This is a genomic window from Bacillus sp. REN3 (assembly GCF_017912555.1).
GTDB lineage: Bacteria > Bacillota > Bacilli > Bacillales > Cytobacillaceae > Mesobacillus.
Genome location: NZ_JAERSD010000008.1, coordinates 1 through 18,606 on the forward strand (window position 1 = coordinate 1; position 18,606 = coordinate 18,606).

Sequence of the window (18,606 nt, forward strand, 5' to 3'; positions counted from 1 at the left end):
ATTTCTACGTCACACTTAATTGAACCGCCGTATACCGAACGGTACGTACGGTGGTGTGAGAGGTCGGGGGTTAGTCACCCCCTCCTACTCGATTCGTAATTTCGCAGGTTGTATAATTCCAGACAGCATCTGCAAATAGGCTGAACCCATTCCATCAAGAAGAGCACCTTCTAGAAGGATTTTCATAACCTTTGATATGGCCTGATGCAGGAGATTATTGTTGCCTGGGAGCAAACAGCAGCCTAAAAGGAGTCATCCCTTTTGGAAGCCGAGTCGATTTCAGCCTAGATCAACTTCTTGACTGTCATCCTTGATTTTTCTGCAGATCCATCATTGCTTCAAGATCTTCCTGTGCAGTCGTAATCAGCTTGAGGTTGAAAGTATCCTGGAGTACTTGCATTACACCTTCAGAAATGAACTCAGGCGGTTTCGGCCCAATACGGATATCCTGGATGCCGAGGCTGAAAAGACCAAGGAGGATCGCAACAGCTTTTTGCTCGAACCATGACAGGACGATGCTGACCGGCAATTCATTCACGTCGCATTCAAAAGCCTCAGCTAAAGCCTTGGCAATCTTCACAGTCGAAACTGAATTGTTGCACTGCCCAAGATCAAGATATCTAGGGATGTCCGTTCCAGGAACAACCCCATAATCCACATCATTGAAACGGAATTTACCGCAAGAAGTTGTCAGGATGACCGCTTCGGGAGGAAGTGATGTCGCAAGCTCTCGGTAGTACTCTCCTCCCTTTCCAGGGGCATCGCATCCGGCAATGACAAAGAAACGCTTGATTTTCCCAGCTTTTACTGCGTCGATGACTTCAGGTGCGATGCCTAGAACTGTTTCATGGTGAAATCCTGTCATCAATGTTTCTTCTGATTCCATATTTGCTTCTGGAAGCTCCAGTGCTTTCTCAATCAATGGAGAGAAATCTTCCTGTTCGATTTTCTTTACATTTTCAAGCCCTGCCACTTCATAAGTGAACATTCTGTCCGCATACGAACCTTTGATTGGCATGACGCAATTTGTCGTTGCCAGGATCGCTCCCGGGAACTTTTCAAACAAGCGCCTTTGATCGAACCACGCTTTCCCGATGTTCCCTTTTAGGTGCGGGTATTTTTTCAACGCCGGGTAGCCATGAGCCGGAAGCATCTCAGAGTGTGTATAGATATTGATCCCTTTTCCTTCCGTTTGCTTGAGCAGTTCTTCAAGAGCGAAGAGATTATGGCCAGTGACAACAATGCACTTTCCTTCTATCTTATTCTGGCTGACCCGGACTGGCTGAGGAATTCCAAGCCGGCTTGTATGTGCTTCATCAAGCATTTCCATCACACGGACTGCAGATTGCCCGACCTTCATGGCCATGTCAATATGTTCCTGTACATTGAAATTCGAATTCGTCAAAGTCATGTAAAGGGCTTCGTGTGTCGTCGCGTCCACAAATGGGTCGGTGAAGCCAAGCTGGTTGGCATGCGTTCTATAGGCTGCAATCCCTTTTAATGCGAAAATAATCGTATCCTGGAGGCTCGCGATTGTTTCATCCTTGCCGCAGACTCCCACAACCTTGCAACCGCCTGTCGGTGTTTGTTCACATTGATAACAAAACATATATATAACCCCTCTTCTGCTTTATTTACTGTTACAGCATACAAATGAATAGGGAGGCTTAATGTGATTCAAATCACACTAAAGGCATTTTTCACAAATCGTTCAAAAAAGGATGGCTAACTTAAGGACAGAACAAGGACATTCTGTTCCGCATATCCTATCATGAGATTTTTTTGCAGAGGAGGAAAAGCGATGGCCACAAATCATCCGGACCGTCCAAAAAGGCATGAAGCTTTCGAACAATGGTTTAAATCAATGAATCAGCTGATGCAGGAACAACCTGTGAGAGGGTTTCTCCAGACCATTGATGAATTTTTCAAGCATCCCTTCCCCCATTCAGCATTTCCGATTGAAATGGATGAAACAGACAAGGAATATATCGTGAAGGCTGAACTGCCTGGCGTAAAAAAAGAGGATATAGCAATTGACGTGATTGATAATGCCCTGACAATCGCAATCAGCAAATCGGAAAAGCTAATGATAAAGGATGATCTCAAACAAACATTGACACAGAAAACATCCCAAAATCGTTCGAGCAGGACAATTCCATTCTCCCAGCGGATAAATGAAAAAAAAGTGAAAGCTATTTACAAGGACGGCTTGCTTGAAGTAAAAATAGCCAAAAAACAAGGAAGGAGAATAGACATTTCAATAGATGAAAGTTAGGGTGAAACCTGACTAACGTTTCTGCAGATCGGCAGGCTGACAATTCTTTTTGTATTCCAATTAGAAAAAGCAGGCGAATGCCTGCTTTTTTTATGCTTTGAACATGCCGCCAAGGCCTTTGACCAGTGATGAAACCTGGGTTACGGCATTGACCATTTGCCCGGCAGTATCCACCATCTTGTTGAGATCAAGGTTCCCATCCTGACTTTTAAACGAATTCATGATCGATTGCAGTCCTGTCGGATGTTTAGGCAGGAAAGCCTGCTGGGGATATGGATTGGGGTTTTGGAAATCCTGCTGATGGCTGTAATAGCCATAGATTGGATCATCCTGCGCCTGGAGCGGATTTTCGAAAAGTGTCTTGGAATAATGGCTGTTTGCCTCAGGGGCCATTAATTGTTGGCTCCATTGAGGGTTCATTTGCATGTTCATATTTCCTCCGAATGGCTGGGCCAGGTATGGATTTTGCCAATTGCCAGCGGCTGGCTGCCAGTATGGCTGTGTAAATGCATATGGAAACTGCGGCTGCCGGGTGAAATCATATCCGCCCATAAGCCAATGAAACGGATGGTTGGGATATGGAAATCCCGAATGCTGCGGCTGATTTAGATAGACATTGTTCCTGCGGCCAATCATGGGCAAAACATCCTCCTCCATTTCTTCATTACAGTATTGTATGTTTTAAACGCCCAGATGGTGCTTTGTTTGGAAAAGCATTCCGCATATGTCTAATACGGAGGAATATTGTCGAAAGTTTAAATTTTTGAAAAATATGTGACAATTCATTTTTCATGTTACCATTGAACAAACAAAGAAGGAGGATGAAAGTATGAATGTTCACGAACTGAAAAATTTATTTTCACAGACAAAAGAATATACTCCTGAGCATGTAAATGAATTACTGGATTTCACCAAGAAATCATATATCCAGAATGAAATCACCATCACAGAATACAGGAACCTTGTTCGTGACCTGGAACTTCAAGGAGCCTCCATTCCAGAAGATAAAAAGGAAATCACCGTTTAATTTCATGCCAAAGACAAGGCGAAGCACCAGATTTTTAACATCTGGTGCTTCTTTATTTCAATCCAGGTTGCCAATGGCGAGAAGCAATCCTTTTAAGGTGAACTGAACGGATTGAATCTGGTCAAGAAACCTCTTCTTGCTCGTTTCCGGGAAAAAAGCCTGGACGGATATCACCTCAAGGTAGTCTGCGGCTGTCCCGATTTGGGATGCATAAAGGTTTTTCGGTTTGTTTTCAAATATCCATTGAGAAGCTAAAGCTTCCCACTTGACCGAAGTTTCCCTTACTTTATCAGCAAACGGTTTGACTTCTGTATGGAAATCGCCTCTTATGCCTTCATTCCTAGTTTTTTCATAACGATCAAGCGCATATTCAAGGTTATCCAGCAATAGTTTTGTCAACTGCGTTAAAAGCTGTTCTTCCATCATTCGATCACCCTGCCTTCAAGCTTGAAAGTGTCTTCATTCTAATATATATCAAAAACCTAATTCAAGCTTTAAGCCTGGGTCTGGAGCATTTCCTTGCAATCCGGAAAAAAACAATTCCGAATCGCTTTCCAACAATGCCATCAAGCCTTCGAATTCGGCAATTGATTCCGACTGTGACAAAAGCAAATCTTCACGCATAGCGGAAAGCGATTCGTGCAAGCCCTTATCAGCAGCTTCAAGATTATGAAGTATTTCCGTCATCATCTCAATAATCTGTTCCTTTCCCACTCCAACTATCATATTCATCACTCCCAGCTTCTTTTTTCGTCTTCCGGTTGGATTCGCAATCATTTACGTTTCCCTGTTTAAGATTCTCTCCTTCACAGCAAGTTCCTGTCTGCCTGACAAAACTAGAAGCGATTCGGCAATTAAAGTGGTTTTCAGCACAAGATTCAAACCGCTCGACAAAAATTGCCGACATTAAAGACGCCAAGATGCACAAACTAGTGAAAGGAGGTGTTTTTCAATGGGCAAAAAACAAGGAAAAAAAACAGAAAGCAAACCTAAACAACCTGCCGGGGGCAGAACAGGCTTTGGCGATAAAAAGCTTGAAGGGCCCAATCGTCCCGCGGAGTGAATGACTGCTGTTTGTTCGACCTCAGGGGCGATGATTGTATGTATGAGATGGATTGATACACGCCAACCCTTCTGCTACCCGCAAATTATGCTTTCTTAGTGTAATAGGAAAGCTTGAAGCCACTCGATGAAATGGATCATTAACTAAATAAAGCCCTTTCGTCACGTTCAAGCCCTATGATGGCAAAGCCGTGAAACAAACCAGCTGGAAAGGTGCGAATTCCCCTTTTTCAGCCTGATCGGCACCTGAATGCCTGCATCCTGACCGGTCTCGAACTGGATCTTTCCTTCTCAACAAGTAAAAAAGCAAGGAATGACCTTGCTTTTTTCACATGCATGTTCAATTGAACAATTGTTTTATTGCAGCCAAAGCTTGCAGCTGTTTTTGTTTCTTCAAGTACCAGCCAGTCAAGAGGACTGGGTGGCGATGGACTGGACTCTTTCCATTGTAATTCCATTTATATTTCTTCGTTTTATACCAATCCCCTTGCTGATGATAATTATGCTCTATGACCGGGTAAGTACACCTTAAAAATGGAGTGTCCCTCTTTTTGCGGAACTGAAAATATCTTTCATAATCATGCCGTGAAGCTGTATGCTCGGTGTTGATGGCAAATTCAAGAATCGATGGATAGTAACGGGCATCGAACAGAATATCAGCAAGCCTCCTCCCCAAATCGATCCTCTTGCCAGGTGACTTGAATCCATTCACGCTAGCGCCGTAAAGCTGTCCTTCACATGTCGGAAACAATACCGTGCTGAAATGGAACGCATCCTCGAAAAAGAACAGAAATGTATTGAATACACGCTTCCTGAATACATGGTGCTCGATAACGGGTTTCTGAATGACATTTTGCTCGTTTACAATCAGTGCAGTCATAAGTCTTTGCTGATCTCGATGCTCCCAAAATAACATCCATTCTCTTTCCATAAACTGTGATACATCAAGATATCCAAGCAAATGAAACATTGGGGCATTTATTTTCGTCGAATAGTAATATAGGAGCAATTGTGGATAGGCATCGCGGAATATCAGCCAATTTGCCCGTTCAAATGTAAGAAATAGCCTTTGCCTGACACTAGAATCAATTATTTTGGGCAACCATTCTCCTTGAAGGTCGCACATATTGTATCCGCCGTTCCTTGAAACCATGCTGGCCAGGAAAGCCCAGGTGATCTCCGGCACAGCCAGGTAGTAATCAAGATACGCTTTCGTTCTTGCGATATTATCGACATTTTTCTTAGCTGTTTCATCCTTTACCTTCACGATCAGTTCCGCTTCTTTGTCTGTCAGTTCCGGGTATTGGCGGATTAGTTTCATTGGCACAGCCCGTCTCTTCCTTTTCCTGTAGTTGTTCATAGGATGATTTTAAATGGTGCTTTTTATTCAACCAAAAATGCTTGAGTTTTGGTATGATAAAGAGTAGTCTGTGAGGTGGTCTGCGTGATCTTCAATTATCCTAATGGAAAAAGGTATACTCCAAAGGAAAATCCAGCTGTGAACACTAAGAGGCATAAAAATTCAGTATATAGCAATAGAGGAATGACGCTCGAGGAGGATTTGAATGTAACAAACTCATACTATCTAGACAGAGGCATTGCCGTCATCCATAAAAAGCCGACTCCAGTCCAAATTGTGAATGTCGATTATCCGCGCAGGAGTGCTGCAGTCATCAAGGAGGCATATTTTAAACAAGCTTCCACTACTGACTACAACGGGGTTTATAAAGGCAAGTACATTGATTTTGAAGCAAAAGAGACAAAGTTTTCTACTTCATTCCCTTTAAAAAATTTTCATGAACACCAAATCACCCATATGAAGTCCGTGGTGGAACAGGATGGCATCTGTTTTGTTATCCTGCGGTTTTCTACTGAAGAGCAGGTTTTCTTGCTGGAAGCCAGTCATTTGCTGAAATATTGGGAACGAATGAAAAATGGCGGCAGAAAGTCGATCACAAAGGAAGAAATAAAAGCTTCCGGACATCATATCCCAGTCGGGCTGCACCCGAGGATTGACTATATCAAAGTAATAGATTATCTTTATAGACTTAGTTAGCTTTTAATTGCTAGAAAGGAATGAAACATATATGGCACAGAAACCTCAAACAAGGGAGGAGCGGCGAAAACAGCTTGCAGCCAAAAATAAAAAAGCCAAAGGCAGCAAAAACAAGAAAGTAACAATCAAGAAGATTTTCCTTGCGCTGATCGCCCTTGGGATCATTGGCATGCTAACTGGTATTGCCACCTTCGCTTATATGGTCCAGGATGCACCTAAACTTGACAAGGCGATGCTTAAAGATCCGATCTCTTCGAAAATATATGATAAAAACGGGGACCTTGTAACAGAAGTCGGTTCACAGAACCGTGATTACGTTGCCTACGAGGATATCCCGAAGATGGTTGAAAATGCATTCCTTGCCACGGAGGATGTCAGGTTCTATAAACACAATGGAATCGATGTCATCCGTCTCGGCGGAGCTGTCCTTGCCAACATTACCGATGGCTTCGGATCTGAAGGAGCATCAACGATCACACAGCAGGTTGTAAAAAATTATTTTCTCGGATTCGAAAAAACACTTTCGAGAAAGGCACAGGAAGCATGGCTGGCATACCAGCTGGAGCAGAAGTATACAAAACACCAAATCTTTGAGATGTATGTGAATAAAATCTATATGTCACAGAGCAGTCATGGGGTCCTCACGGCTTCAAAAATATATTTTGGCAAAGATGACCTGAGCGAGCTTGAATTGCATGAAGCAGCCTTGCTTGCAGGAATGCCGCAAAGCCCTAATAACTATAATCCTTTCACAAACCCTGAAAAGGCAGAGCACCGCCGGAATGTAGTACTTGCTTTAATGTACCAACATGGGTTCATCACAAAGGAAGAAAAGGAAAAAGCACAAAAAATCCCGGTTGAATCTACCCTTGTAAAAGAAGAGGAAAGAAAAAAACGGGATGAAAAACCATTTGATGCATTTGTCGACCTTGTCATCGAAGAAGTGGAAAAACAGGGAGACTTTGATGTTTTCTCAGATGGACTTGAAATCTATACAACGCTTGATCAGAAAGCCCAGACACATGTAGAGAATATTTTGAGCAAGAATTCAAGCATCCCTTTCCCTGATGATGAAATGCAGGCTGGAATCACCCTGCTCGATACGAAAAACGGGGAAATCCGCGCCGTTGGCGGGGGGCGCAATCGGAATGTTCAACGAGGATTGAATTTTGCAACAGATATTACAAGGCAGCCAGGATCAACGATCAAGCCTGTCCTTGATTATGGCCCAGCCATTGAACATCTTCGCTGGGGCACGTACCACATGCTTGAAGACAAACCGATGAAGTATTCAAACGGTGAACCTATCGGAAACTGGAATAATAAATACAACGGCATCATGACGATGAGGATGGCTCTTGCGAAGTCAATCAATATTCCTGCCTTGCAGGCGTTCCAGGCAGTCGGAAACGAAAAGGCGCGCGAGTTTGCCGTTAATCTGGGCCTGACACTGAACGATCCTATTTATGAATCTGCTGCTATCGGAGCTCATGAAGTTTCCCCTATTGAGATGGCAGGAGCCTATGCAGCATTCGGCAATAATGGTTTCTTCACAAAACCTCATGCGGTCAAAAAAGTCGTCCTTCGTGACAAAACAGAAATTGATATGACACCGGAAACAGAAGTAGTGATGAAGGATTATACTGCTTTCATGATTTCCGACATGCTAAAGACAGCCATCAAAGAAGGTACAGGCAGACAATACGCCAATATAGCTGGTCTTCCGGTTGCAGGAAAAACAGGGACAACAAACTACACGGATGATCAGATCAGACAGTGGGGCATCCAAAACGGCGGTGTTCCTGATTCCTGGTTCGTCGGCTACACAAGCAGATACACTGCGTCCATCTGGACCGGTTATCCAGACAGGAAAAAAGCTTTATACGGGGATGATCAAAAAATATCCCAAATGCTTTTCAAAGACTTGATGAGTTACGTTTCGCAAGACGGCGATACGCCGGATTTCCCTGTTCCAAAAAGCGTCCAAAAAGTAAAAATAGAGAAAGGCACAATGCCTGCCAAGCTTGCCGGGGAGTATACTCCTCAGGATAAAATCCTTTATGAATACGCAGTGAAGGGAAATCTTCCTAAGGAAGTCTCCAAGAAGTTTGATAAACTTGAAAGCCCTGCAAAGCTAGAAGCAAAATATGATAAAAAAACAAATGAAATCCTGTTGAAATGGGAATTCAAAAAAGATGAAATGAAAGATATTAAGTTTGAGGTAACAGCCTCCCTTGATGAAGGCCCTGAACAAAAGCTGACAACTACCGCTGAGACTGCTTTGAAGATTGCCAACCCCGTTCCGGGAGGGATATACTCGTTCAAGGTGACAGCGATTAGGGGTGAGCAACGTTCAGAACCTGTTTCCGTTACCATAGAAGTACCTGAACCAAAAAAGCCAGAACCCGATGAAAATGAAGATGGAAATGAAGAGGAAGCTGACAATCCAGGCAACGAAAACGGAACTGGAACTGGAAACGGAAATGGAAACGGAAATGGAAACGGAAATGGGAACGGAAATGGAAATGGGAATGGAAGTGGAAATGACGGTGACACGGGCGGCGGTGAAGACGACGGCAGTGGCACCGGTGATGGAGAAAATGGAACTGTTCTTCCTTCACCATGATAAAGCTTCGTTAAAGAGCAGTGCTATTTTTTGATGTTAGTTTTTAGCGAAAGATAAAGTAGGAGGTGGGGAGACCCTGAAGGCGCAAAGCGCCGATCAGGTTCCCTGTCAAGCTCGTTGAAAACGGAGAGCCTGGAGCGGAAATAACAATAAACGTCCTGACGAACATAGTCAGGACGTTTATTGTTTTTATTGCTTTCGGGAGGCGGTCAGCTTTGCATGAAGCTTTTCCTGTTCTGCAAACAACCCAGAGAGCTGGATATAAGAATGGTATAATCGCGGTTTCGAAAAAATAAAGTGGATCCGTTCCTCTGCATTCATTGGTTTATGGGTACAAACCGCCAAGCTTTCGGCTACCTGTCCCTCTGCTTCGTTCGACAGGAAGATGAACTGCTTCAATAGCTCGGCTCCCTCTTTCATCAATTCGGCTGCTTCATCGCCTCTACGAGTCTTGAATTTTATTTCAAGTTTAGGTTTGATCTGATTCCACGTGGCGAGAACCTGCTTGGCTGCTGATTCAATCGCCGCGATCGAATTGGCTCCTTCCATCTCAGACTTTTCCCTTCATCCGTTTTTTGCCTTCCCTGCAAACATCGAGCAACGGACAGATTTCACATTTTGGATTCTGCGCTTTACAATGATATCTTCCAAAAAAAATCATCCGGTGGTGTGTTATCGACCATTCATCTTTAGGGATTTTTTTCATCAGGGTTTTTTCCACTTCTAGAACTGAATCCTTCCAGCGGCAAAATGCCAGCCGTTTGCTTACACGCTCCACATGCGTATCAACAGCAATCGCCGGTATTCCGAACGCTACCGATACCACTACGTTTGCCGTTTTCCTCCCCACACCTGGAAGTTTTGTCAATTCATCCCTATCTTGAGGAACTATGCCACCATAGTTATCGATCAGCATCCTGCATAACTTTTGGATGTTTTTTGCTTTATTCCGATAGAGGCCGATCGACCTTATATCCTGTTGCAATTCTTCAAGCGGGACATCCAGGAAATCTTCCGGGGTTTTATACTTTTTGAACAACTCCCTCGTCACCTTGTTTACGAGCGCGTCTGTGCATTGTGCTGACAATGCAACCGCAATCACTAATTCAAATGGATTCGAATGATTGAGTTCACAATGTGCATTCGGAAACATCCTGCCCATTTCATCAAGACAAAACCTTATTTGTTGTTTATTTAGCATTGATCCATCCACCAATCTTCCCTATGTTAAAAAAACGAGAGAATAAATTCTCCCGTAGAACGTTCTCACTGTTCAAGCCAGTTATAAAAAGGCACTGGATTTGCCGACACTCTTGTCTCTTTCCTTGCCTCTTTTAGATGTGCCTGGTGCTGACGGAATTTCCTTCCATAACTCTTTGCCTGTTCAATTGTTTTGATGCCGTTTTTCTTCCATTCAAAAAGGATCCGATCTATGTACCGAAAATTCAGCTTGCCAGAGATGACTGCTTCCCTTAATGCGGCTTTTATGATAACCGGATCGTGATGGTCATCATCCATCCACATTGCCAGGGTTTCGCATTCAAAAGGAGATAAAGGACGCCCGAATTCAGATTCGAAACTGGAATATACATCGACCTCCTGATGATGGTCATGATGCTCCTTTTCCCTTTTACGCTGGAGGATGAATTGGTCGAACAGTTTCTCCCAGAGAGGTTCGAGTGTATATTTTTCGTATCTGATTCCGTCAGTCGAATAGCCATCGATAATCGAAATAAATCCTCTCTGAATCAATCCACGCAGCAAATCTGTACATTCAAAGGCAGATATTGTCATCCGGGCTGCAAGTTCCGCGGGAGTAGGAAATTCATTTCCCTTTTCGGAAAAATAGAATACATGGAGCAATAAAGCCAATTCTTGTTCGTTCAAACCCATTTCTTTGTACTGTGTCAGCAGTACAGCGGGAATTGTAACATTCCCTTCTTTCAGCCATTCTAAAACATCTGCTTTTTTCATTCCGGACACCTCTTTCCATAGTATAGCACGAACAAGCCCGGCAGTTAACAAAATAGAAAAAGATCAAAAACATAAACTAATCAAAACAACACAAAGTCCCGTTTTTTGGTTGCGTGGCTGGGTGCAGCAATCGGACCCCAAGAATGTCAACAATGGCCAATTGAATACAACCATCCCTGTGATTCAATGCGGCCTCGAAAAAAAGAACAGGCCCGCTGACCAAACGGGCCTGTTCCATTTTTATCTTACGGGTACAGTCGGTTCAACAAGCGAGGGAATGGAATGGTTTCACGTACATGTTCAACCCCGCTGATCCATGCAACCGTTCTTTCAAGCCCAAGTCCAAAACCGGAGTGAGGAACTGAACCATATTGACGGAGCTGGAGATACCACTCATAGGATTCAATTGGCAGATTGTGTTCTTCAAGGCGCTGCTTCAGCAAATCAAAATCATGGATCCTTTCAGAGCCTCCAATGATTTCACCATATCCTTCCGGTGCAATCAGGTCAGCACACAATACGACATCGTCACGATCAGGTGCAGGCTGCATATAGAAAGGCTTTAATGATGTTGGGTAACGAGTGATGAATACAGGCTTCTCATAGGTTTCGGCAATGGCTGTTTCATGAGGTGCGCCAAAATCATCCCCCCATTGGATATCATCGAATCCTTTTTCATGCAAGAGTGTGATTGCGTCATCATAGCTTATTCTTGGGAATGGAGCCTTAATTTTTTCAAGCTTTGATGTATCCCTGTTCAAAATTTTCAATTCAACAGAGCAATTTCCCAATACGGACTGGACTATATGGCTAACGTATTCTTCCTGAACTTTAAGGTTGTCTTCAAATTCATAAAAAGCCATTTCAGGTTCAATCATCCAGAACTCGATCAAATGGCGGCGAGTCTTAGATTTTTCCGCACGGAAAGTCGGTCCGAAAGAGAACACTTTCCCAAGGGCCATTGCTGCTGCTTCCATATATAGCTGTCCGCTCTGTGATAAGTACGCGTCTTCATCAAAATATTTGGTATGGAATAATTCAGTCGTTCCTTCCGGTGCACTCCCTGTCAAAATAGGCGGATCGACCTTGGCAAAGCCATGTTCATTGAAAAATTCATATGTCGCACGTATGATTTCATTCCTGATTTTCATGACTGCGTGCTGTCGCTTGGAACGGAGCCATAGGTGGCGGTGGTCCATGAGGAACTCGGTCCCATGCTCTTTCGGCGTAATTGGATAATCACTTGCCTGTTGGATCACTTCAATGCCACTGACTTGCAATTCGAACCCCAGTGGCGAACGTTCGTCCCGTTGGACTGTTCCTGTCACATAAAGGGAAGATTCCTGCGTGATTGACTTTGCAAGCTGGAATACTTCCTCCTCTACTTCACTTTTCACTACGACTCCCTGGATGAAGCCTGTTCCATCGCGGAGCTGTAGGAAAGCGATTTTGCCGCTTGAACGCTTGTTTGCCAGCCAGGCGCCAATCCTTACATCTTTTCCTTCATATTTATGGATTTCTGCTATCGTTGATTTATTCACTATATGTTCCCTCCAAAACTAAACAAAACTAGTAGTATGTATGGTTTTTATTATACATTTGCCTTCAGGTGCAGGCAACAACTGATGTGAACTGAAAACCATGAAATGGAGAATCGTCACCGATTCTCCATCCCATTACTTACACTTGTTCTTTACATATTCATGAATCCGCTTGATCGCCTCTTCCAGCAGGTTAAGAGAAGTCGCATAAGACATCCTTAAATAATCGGGGGCTCCGAAGCCTGATCCCGGCACAACCGCTACATTTGCTTCAGTCAGCAAAACTTCTGCAAACTCGTCGACACTGCTGCAACCACACATGTCTGCTGCCTCTTTCGCATTTGGAAATAGATAAAAGGCGCCCTGGGGCATGATGCAAGAAAACCCAGGTATTTCGTTCAGCTTGGCATGAATGATCTGGAGTCTCTCTTCAAATGCCGAACGCATCTCTTCGACTGGCGCCTGGCTGCCTGAATACGCAGCGATTGCGGCATATTGAGCCGGTGTTACCGGATTGGATGTACTGTGGCTCGCAAGATCAGTCATTGCCTTGATGATCCTGCTGTCACCAGCTGCATAGCCAATCCTCCATCCGGTCATCGAATGTGATTTTGATACGCCATTTATGATAATTGTTTGTTCTTTCAATTCTTTTGAAATTTCCGCTATGGATACATGCTTAGCATTGCCGTAGGTCAACTTTTCGTATATTTCATCCGAGATGATCAAGATTCGGTTATCAAGGCAGACTTTCCCTAACGCCTCCAGTTCTTCCTTCGAATAAAGCATTCCAGTCGGGTTGCTTGGGGAATTGATAATCACAGCTTTTGTTCTTGAAGTGACCTTCCCTTGCAGCTGTTCCGGGGTGATCTTGAAATGATTCTGTTCGCGTCCTTCCACAAAAACTGGCGTTCCCCCGGCCAGCTTGACCTGTTCAGGGTAGCTGACCCAGTAAGGAATCGGGATGATTACTTCATCTCCTTCGTTAAGGAGAACCTGGAACAAAGTATAAAGGCTGTGCTTCGCGCCGTTCGTAACAATGATTTCATTTTGTTTATAGTCAAGCCCCTGATCCTTTTTCAGTTTATCGGCAATTACCTTTTTCAATTCAGGAAGGCCGCCAGAAGGTGTATATTTCGTATGCCCTTCATTCATCGATTTCACTGCCGCGTCGATGATATGCTGTGGTGTATTGAAATCAGGTTCCCCCGCTCCAAGTCCGATCACATCTTTTCCCTGTGCCTTTAGCTCCTTCGCTTTTGCAGTAATCGCCAAAGTAGAAGAAGGCGTGAGTGCCCCCGCTCTGCTTGCTAATTGAATCTCCATCCCTTTACCTCCAACGTTAGTTTTACAGGTTTTCAATATCCCTGATCATTTCGCCCGTATCGAAATCCACGTAATAATAATTCAGTGTGTCGCTGTCATTCCGATAATAAATTTCCCATGCTGGCCTGTCCGTTTTTTTAATCCTGGCCATCCCCAGCCTCACCTCGATGATTTCCTGAGGATTTTTTTCATCATATAATTTATTTAATGCCTCTTTTTTTGTGACCCCGTTCTTCGCAGCCCTAGTTTCGATTTCTTGATCTTTTTCAGAAATCCAGACGTAAATATCCTCTTTTTTGTTATTCTTTCCCATCACGACATAGTATGTTTCTTCACCATTGTATAATTGGAAATTGCTGAAATTTGACAGGTTCGTTTCCTTCGCAGCGATTTTCATTGCCCTTTCTTCTGCAGCCTTTACTGGTTCGACTGCATTCAAATAGACATTCACCAGGATTCCTGTCAGCACAGCCCCAATGAGGAAGATGGTCACAATCCATTTTTTCACAATATCCCCTTCTTTATGTACGATAAATAGTAAATACTGCTTTTTCTTTATCCTCCTGGTCCAGTGCAAGCCCGAACATTAGATCATCATGCTTTAAAGTCCTGTTCAGGATATCGACAACTTTATACAAATCAGGACTTTGCTGTATCTTGACCGTTGCCAAAACTTCGATCTTGCTTTCCAACTTTCATTCCCCCCTCAGTTCTCAATAACTATTGTCTATAAATTCCTGCCTATACGGCAACATTTAAATAAAACAAACATATCACTCATTATATCAGGTGTAAACCTTTACTGGTAAGAGCTATAACGCATAAAAGGCAAAACATTTTTTGCTCGAACGTCAATGCCATTTTTGTATTTGCCGCTATCTTCCCCTGTGTTCCTTATTGCATGGGAAACATTCTTTCTTGCCCTCTTTGGCAAGATCAACCGAAGATCGTTACTCTTCGCTTAAAATCGTAATCACATCATAATTGGAATCAGTGAATTTTATTGTAACGGTGCCATGCTGTCTTGTTGAGTAGACATCAATCCATGCTTCATGGAGCATTTCGAGCAGGTCGGGATCAGGTTTGATTTCATTAGAATGAAAAAGTATTGCAAGCTGAGGGTCAAGATGTTCTATCAACAAATCTGAAAACGAATCCCTTTCTCCATATTGGGGAAGCTTGACGATGTTCACATTCTTTAAGGGCCTTGACAGGAATTGTTGCTCGGCTTTGCGGCTTGCCGAGCTGATATAAAAGATATGTTGATGAAAAAATTGAAAGGAAATATCTGATCCTTCCTTTTCTTCGCCACCCTCATAAACCAATTCGGCTATTAAGGACGGGAGAATTTCTTCTATATCCCCCTGCTTCCAGGATTTGATTTCCGCAGGGAGATCTGCTTTTATAAGGTTTTGAACTGATTTCCCGACAAGGATATTGCCAACTTTGTATTTTCTGATGACCTGTTCCAGATTACTCAATCCATCCCTGGATGTTATAAGCACACTGGAGATGGAGCTAACCCGGAATAGGGAAAGCAGCCGTTCCAACTCATGGAAAGTATCCTCCCCTCCTGTGTTCAAGAGGATGTTCTCGCCGTTGCCATGCTGGATCAGAGCAGCCTCTCCATCGCTTAATGAGAAAAAAGTAAAGGCAAGCTCATTTCTTTTAAGATTTACCTCGACCCCTTCCACCTCCACCGGTGAAGATGGTGATTCATACGGGATATAATACCAATTCAACACGGCCATGATCGCAAAAAGCAGCTTCATTAACACTCCTCCCAATGACTTCTAGGTATAGAGTGCTCGTTTCGCTTAAAAATATCAAAGCCAGTCGTATACATGTGCAATAATATCTGTTATTGACCCTTTCCTTACCTTTACTTCAGGAACCGAGGACAGAAACGACTTACCATAAGCTGTCGTAAGGATCCTCCTGTCGAAAACAAAAATCATGCCTTTGTCAGTAGACGTCCTGATTAGTCTTCCAAATCCTTGCTTGAACCTGAGGATTGCTTCTGGAAGGGCCAGTTCAGTGAACGGATTTCCGCCTCTTTCCTTGATCATCGCACTTTTAGCTGCCGTCAGCGGTTCATCCGGAGGCGAAAACGGGAGTCTGACTATGATCAGGCATGAAAGATCCTCTCCAGGGATGTCCACTCCCTCCCAAAAGCTGCTCGTCCCCAGAAGGATCGCTTTCTCAAATCGTTTGAAGTTCCTTGTCAGCCTGGTCCGGCTGCCGGCTGTTATGCCCTGTGCGATCAGAATGAAATCTTCAAGCAATCCGCTCTCTTTAATCAAGTCATGGGTTTTTTTCAGCATATCATGGGAAGTGAACAGAACAAGCATCCTGCCTTTCGTTGCTTCGGCGATGGAAATGATATGCTCCGTGATTGCGGCAACATATTCATCATCGCTGACGGCTTTAATATCCGGCAAATCATCAGGTACAACAAGGCTTACCTGTTTTTCATAGCAAAAAGGCGATTCAATCACTTTCTCGATATGTGGCTCATGCAAACCTAATTCATTCTTCACATATTCGAAAGATCTATTGACAGAAAGACTTGCTGATGTGAGGATTACACTTTGTTTTTCATTGAAAAAGCGTGCGGACAAATAATCTGCAACATTTGCCGGACGGGCATAAATGGTCGCTGAATTTTGCAGCGCCCGAAGATCTGCTTCAATCCAGCGTACTGTTTTATCCGTATCCTCGATGAACAAAGCTTTAACTGTATCCCCGATGCTCTCGAGCGAACAGCGGAGCTGAACGATTTCTTCGAACAGGGCTTGTTCTTCAAGTGAAAGCGAAGAAATCTTAACGGCTTCCTTGAGCCTCTGCCCAAGGGCGAGGCCAACATCCTTTACAAGGAAGTAAAACCTTTCCGCCGCTGCTTTGAGCGCTGTCCATGTCCTGCTCTTTTCATCTTCTTTCAGCCCTGCATATACCTTGCTGCCCGCAGTTCTCGATTTAATCGCCTTTCTGGCATAAATGCCTGCAAGCTTGAAGAATTCATCGGTTTCATAAGACAAATCCGCAATTAACCGATTCACAACGGAGGTCTGCTTCCTGCCCTGAGTATGTACCTGGGATGAATGGTTGTCGAGCATCGTTTCAAGTTTGTAAAAAAGCTGTTGCTGCTCAAATTGTCCAAGCTGGTTCAATAAAAGCCGGAGTGTCATGAAATCAATGGATTGGCCAAAATGCTTACCTGCTGCCTTTTCGAATTGATGTCCTTCATCGAGGATGACATATTCATAATCCGGAAGTGCCTGTTTGCCAGAAACCAAGTCAGTCAGGAGCATAGCATGATTCGTGATCAGAAGATCGGCCAATCTGGCTTTTTCAATCGCTCTACGATAGAAATCAAATTCCTTCCATGGTTTTGTTTTAAGGAACAGCGAATGGTCATTCTTGATTTTATTCCAAAACAGCATGCCGCCGCTCGACAGATTCAATTCATCGGCATCACCTGTCTCTGTTTGGGTCAGCCAGACTAGAATCTGCATTTTTGTCAAAGCAGTATCGTAGTTCTCCTCCTCCATCCTGAGGGATTGTTCGAACTTCGCCATATTGATGTAATGGCTGCGACCTTTTATCAATGCAACCTCCAATTTGCCGTCAAACATTGTGTTAAGCATCGGCACGTCATTCGCCAACAGCTGCTCTTGAAGTTGCGTCGTATATGTACTGATGACAACTGGTACATTTTTTTCCCTGGAGAACACGGCTGCGGGAACGAGATAGCCTAGCGATTTCCCAACACCGGTCCCTGCCTCGATTAATGCATGCCAATTATTCGAAAAGGCTTCATAGACGAGGTCCATCATCTCATATTGGCCCTCCCGCGTTTCCAACCTTTCCAGGCCTTTTTGAAGCAGCCTCTGTTTCTCCACAGCTGAATGCGGATAGTCTAACGATTGATGGCCTTTCCCGGTGCCGTAGGTCATCGTCTTGAGGGCGATTCCACGATGAACTTGGATTCCTGGCGGCAAACTTTCTATTTTTCCTTCTTTGACAGTTAAAGCTTCTTCAAATATAAGATGGAGATCGCTCTTTAAACCTTCCGAGAGCTTTGTCAATTCCCTCAATGTTACATATGGAAGCTCCCTCATTTTTTCAAGCATGATCAACAGAAGTTCAGCTGTAACGAACGCGTCACTATCCGCCTGGTGAGGCCGGTCGTGCTGCAAACCTTCCTTTGAAGCAAGATCATTGAGTTTGAAACTGTCAGCTGCTGGATAAAAGATCCTCGCCAGTTCCACAGTATCAAGAACAGGTCCATAAAAACCCTCCAGTCCTGCTTCCATAAGCTCCTCCTGTAAAAAAGAAAGGTCGAATAAGACATTATGAGCCACGAAATATGCATCCTTCAGCATATTTTCGACTTCATGGGCAATCTCCTTGAAAAAAGGAGCCTCCTTCACCATTAAATCAGTGATTCCTGTCAGTTCCTCTATAAAAACCGGAATCTCCCTTCCCGGGTTTATCAGTGCATTGAACCGGCTGGAAATCTTTCCATCTTCAATAATGACGGCACCCAATTGGATAATCCGATCGCCTTTTTTTGGAGAATTCCCTGTGGTTTCCAAATCAATTACTACATATTTATGGCCCATAACATACACCTCTAACATTCAGTCAATCAAAAACGTATCATAAATTCAGGAAAAGAGAAAGGACCAGTTCTGCCAATCAAAAATCTCCAAAGAA

19 protein-coding genes are annotated in these 18,606 nt (G+C 43.7%); 5 read left to right on the top strand and 14 right to left on the bottom strand.

The genetic code is table 11. The annotated features are described in order from the left end of the window. Window positions 1-304 precede the first annotated feature (304 nt). The gene (hcp, locus tag JJQ88_RS08900; protein ID WP_210365430.1) at window positions 305-1,609 is read right to left on the bottom strand and encodes a hydroxylamine reductase; all 1,305 of its coding nucleotides are present in this window, start codon (window positions 1,607-1,609) and stop codon (window positions 305-307) included. Between the two features lie 192 nt (window positions 1,610-1,801). Between hcp and JJQ88_RS08905 the strand changes: the two genes are divergently transcribed. Further along, window positions 1,802-2,275 carry an Hsp20/alpha crystallin family protein gene (locus JJQ88_RS08905; protein ID WP_210365431.1) on the top strand — a complete coding sequence of 158 codons (474 nt, stop codon included), beginning with the start codon at window positions 1,802-1,804 and terminating at the stop codon, window positions 2,273-2,275. A 90-nt stretch (window positions 2,276-2,365) separates the two neighbouring features. On the opposite strand, the gene JJQ88_RS08910 is transcribed toward JJQ88_RS08905, so the two are convergent. Continuing rightward, the gene (locus tag JJQ88_RS08910) at window positions 2,366-2,911 is read right to left on the bottom strand and encodes a YppG family protein (RefSeq protein WP_246861017.1); all 546 of its coding nucleotides are present in this window, start codon (window positions 2,909-2,911) and stop codon (window positions 2,366-2,368) included. Between the two features lie 193 nt (window positions 2,912-3,104). Between JJQ88_RS08910 and JJQ88_RS08915 the strand changes: the two genes are divergently transcribed. Beyond that, window positions 3,105-3,302, top strand: coding sequence for a YppF family protein (locus JJQ88_RS08915; protein ID WP_210365433.1), 198 nt, complete (start codon window positions 3,105-3,107; stop codon window positions 3,300-3,302). A 57-nt stretch (window positions 3,303-3,359) separates the two neighbouring features. Here JJQ88_RS08915 and JJQ88_RS08920 read toward each other — a convergent pair whose 3' ends face one another. Together JJQ88_RS08920 and JJQ88_RS08925 are read right to left on the bottom strand one after the other, a co-directional pair. After that, a complete protein-coding gene (locus JJQ88_RS08920; protein ID WP_210365435.1) occupies window positions 3,360-3,725 on the bottom strand; it encodes a YppE family protein in 366 nt (121 codons plus the stop codon). 51 nt (window positions 3,726-3,776) lie between these two features. Then, the gene (locus tag JJQ88_RS08925; protein WP_210365437.1) at window positions 3,777-4,028 is read right to left on the bottom strand and encodes a hypothetical protein; all 252 of its coding nucleotides are present in this window, start codon (window positions 4,026-4,028) and stop codon (window positions 3,777-3,779) included. A gap of 226 nt (window positions 4,029-4,254) precedes the next feature. On the opposite strand from JJQ88_RS08925, the gene JJQ88_RS21850 reads away from it, so the two are divergent. Then, window positions 4,255-4,365: a hypothetical protein gene (locus JJQ88_RS21850; RefSeq protein ID WP_481748290.1), complete on the top strand. Its 111-nt coding sequence runs from the start codon at window positions 4,255-4,257 to the stop codon at window positions 4,363-4,365. A 339-nt stretch (window positions 4,366-4,704) separates the two neighbouring features. On the opposite strand, the gene JJQ88_RS08930 is transcribed toward JJQ88_RS21850, so the two are convergent. Then, a complete protein-coding gene (locus JJQ88_RS08930) occupies window positions 4,705-5,685 on the bottom strand; it encodes a DUF2515 domain-containing protein (protein WP_210365672.1) in 981 nt (326 codons plus the stop codon). A gap of 123 nt (window positions 5,686-5,808) precedes the next feature. Here JJQ88_RS08930 and recU point away from each other — a divergent pair, with 123 nt between their 5' ends. After that, entirely contained in the window at window positions 5,809-6,420 is a 612-nt protein-coding gene (recU, locus tag JJQ88_RS08935) for a Holliday junction resolvase RecU (protein WP_349237115.1), read from the top strand. Window positions 6,421-6,451: 31 nt separating this feature from the next. Then, a complete protein-coding gene (locus JJQ88_RS08940; protein ID WP_210365439.1) occupies window positions 6,452-9,046 on the top strand; it encodes a PBP1A family penicillin-binding protein in 2,595 nt (864 codons plus the stop codon). 189 nt (window positions 9,047-9,235) lie between these two features. Here the strand turns inward: JJQ88_RS08940 and JJQ88_RS08945 are convergent, their stop codons facing one another. The 9 genes from JJQ88_RS08945 to dinG form a co-directional block, all read right to left on the bottom strand. Next, window positions 9,236-9,595, bottom strand: coding sequence for a YpoC family protein (locus tag JJQ88_RS08945; RefSeq protein WP_210365440.1), 360 nt, complete (start codon window positions 9,593-9,595; stop codon window positions 9,236-9,238). A gap of 1 nt (window position 9,596) precedes the next feature. Next, window positions 9,597-10,247, bottom strand: a complete 651-nt coding sequence (gene nth / locus JJQ88_RS08950; RefSeq protein WP_210365441.1) for an endonuclease III — start codon at window positions 10,245-10,247, stop codon at window positions 9,597-9,599. A 65-nt stretch (window positions 10,248-10,312) separates the two neighbouring features. After that, entirely contained in the window at window positions 10,313-11,020 is a 708-nt protein-coding gene (locus JJQ88_RS08955; RefSeq protein ID WP_210365442.1) for a DnaD domain-containing protein, read from the bottom strand. A gap of 245 nt (window positions 11,021-11,265) precedes the next feature. Beyond that, complete coding sequence (gene asnS / locus JJQ88_RS08960; RefSeq protein ID WP_481748291.1) at window positions 11,266-12,546, bottom strand: asparagine--tRNA ligase; 1,281 nt, start codon at window positions 12,544-12,546, stop codon at window positions 11,266-11,268. Window positions 12,547-12,696: 150 nt separating this feature from the next. Continuing rightward, window positions 12,697-13,881: a pyridoxal phosphate-dependent aminotransferase gene (locus JJQ88_RS08965; protein ID WP_210365674.1), complete on the bottom strand. Its 1,185-nt coding sequence runs from the start codon at window positions 13,879-13,881 to the stop codon at window positions 12,697-12,699. A gap of 28 nt (window positions 13,882-13,909) precedes the next feature. Continuing rightward, a complete protein-coding gene (locus JJQ88_RS08970; RefSeq protein ID WP_349237116.1) occupies window positions 13,910-14,395 on the bottom strand; it encodes a cell wall elongation regulator TseB-like domain-containing protein in 486 nt (161 codons plus the stop codon). A 13-nt stretch (window positions 14,396-14,408) separates the two neighbouring features. Then, entirely contained in the window at window positions 14,409-14,579 is a 171-nt protein-coding gene (locus JJQ88_RS08975) for a YpmA family protein (protein WP_210365444.1), read from the bottom strand. A gap of 258 nt (window positions 14,580-14,837) precedes the next feature. Beyond that, window positions 14,838-15,659, bottom strand: a complete 822-nt coding sequence (locus JJQ88_RS08980) for a ComEC/Rec2 family competence protein (RefSeq protein ID WP_210365445.1) — start codon at window positions 15,657-15,659, stop codon at window positions 14,838-14,840. Window positions 15,660-15,713: 54 nt separating this feature from the next. Then, a complete protein-coding gene (gene dinG / locus JJQ88_RS08985; protein WP_210365446.1) occupies window positions 15,714-18,512 on the bottom strand; it encodes an ATP-dependent DNA helicase DinG in 2,799 nt (932 codons plus the stop codon). Window positions 18,513-18,606 lie beyond the last annotated feature (94 nt).

Coding starts and splice junctions, on each gene's coding strand:
- JJQ88_RS08915 (WP_210365433.1), top strand. CDS start 3,105: ATGAATGTTCACGAACTGAAAAATTTATTTTCACAGACAAAAGAATAT.
- JJQ88_RS08905 (WP_210365431.1), top strand. CDS start 1,802: ATGGCCACAAATCATCCGGACCGTCCAAAAAGGCATGAAGCTTTCGAA.
- JJQ88_RS08940 (WP_210365439.1), top strand. CDS start 6,452: ATGGCACAGAAACCTCAAACAAGGGAGGAGCGGCGAAAACAGCTTGCA.
- JJQ88_RS21850 (WP_481748290.1), top strand. CDS start 4,255: ATGGGCAAAAAACAAGGAAAAAAAACAGAAAGCAAACCTAAACAACCT.
- JJQ88_RS08925 (WP_210365437.1), bottom strand. CDS start 4,028: ATGATAGTTGGAGTGGGAAAGGAACAGATTATTGAGATGATGACGGAA.
- JJQ88_RS08955 (WP_210365442.1), bottom strand. CDS start 11,020: ATGAAAAAAGCAGATGTTTTAGAATGGCTGAAAGAAGGGAATGTTACA.
- hcp (WP_210365430.1), bottom strand. CDS start 1,609: ATGTTTTGTTATCAATGTGAACAAACACCGACAGGCGGTTGCAAGGTT.
- nth (WP_210365441.1), bottom strand. CDS start 10,247: ATGCTAAATAAACAACAAATAAGGTTTTGTCTTGATGAAATGGGCAGG.
- JJQ88_RS08920 (WP_210365435.1), bottom strand. CDS start 3,725: ATGGAAGAACAGCTTTTAACGCAGTTGACAAAACTATTGCTGGATAAC.
- JJQ88_RS08980 (WP_210365445.1), bottom strand. CDS start 15,659: ATGAAGCTGCTTTTTGCGATCATGGCCGTGTTGAATTGGTATTATATC.
- JJQ88_RS08910 (WP_246861017.1), bottom strand. CDS start 2,911: ATGATTGGCCGCAGGAACAATGTCTATCTAAATCAGCCGCAGCATTCG.
- JJQ88_RS08945 (WP_210365440.1), bottom strand. CDS start 9,595: ATGGAAGGAGCCAATTCGATCGCGGCGATTGAATCAGCAGCCAAGCAG.
- JJQ88_RS08930 (WP_210365672.1), bottom strand. CDS start 5,685: ATGAAACTAATCCGCCAATACCCGGAACTGACAGACAAAGAAGCGGAA.
- dinG (WP_210365446.1), bottom strand. CDS start 18,512: ATGGGCCATAAATATGTAGTAATTGATTTGGAAACCACAGGGAATTCT.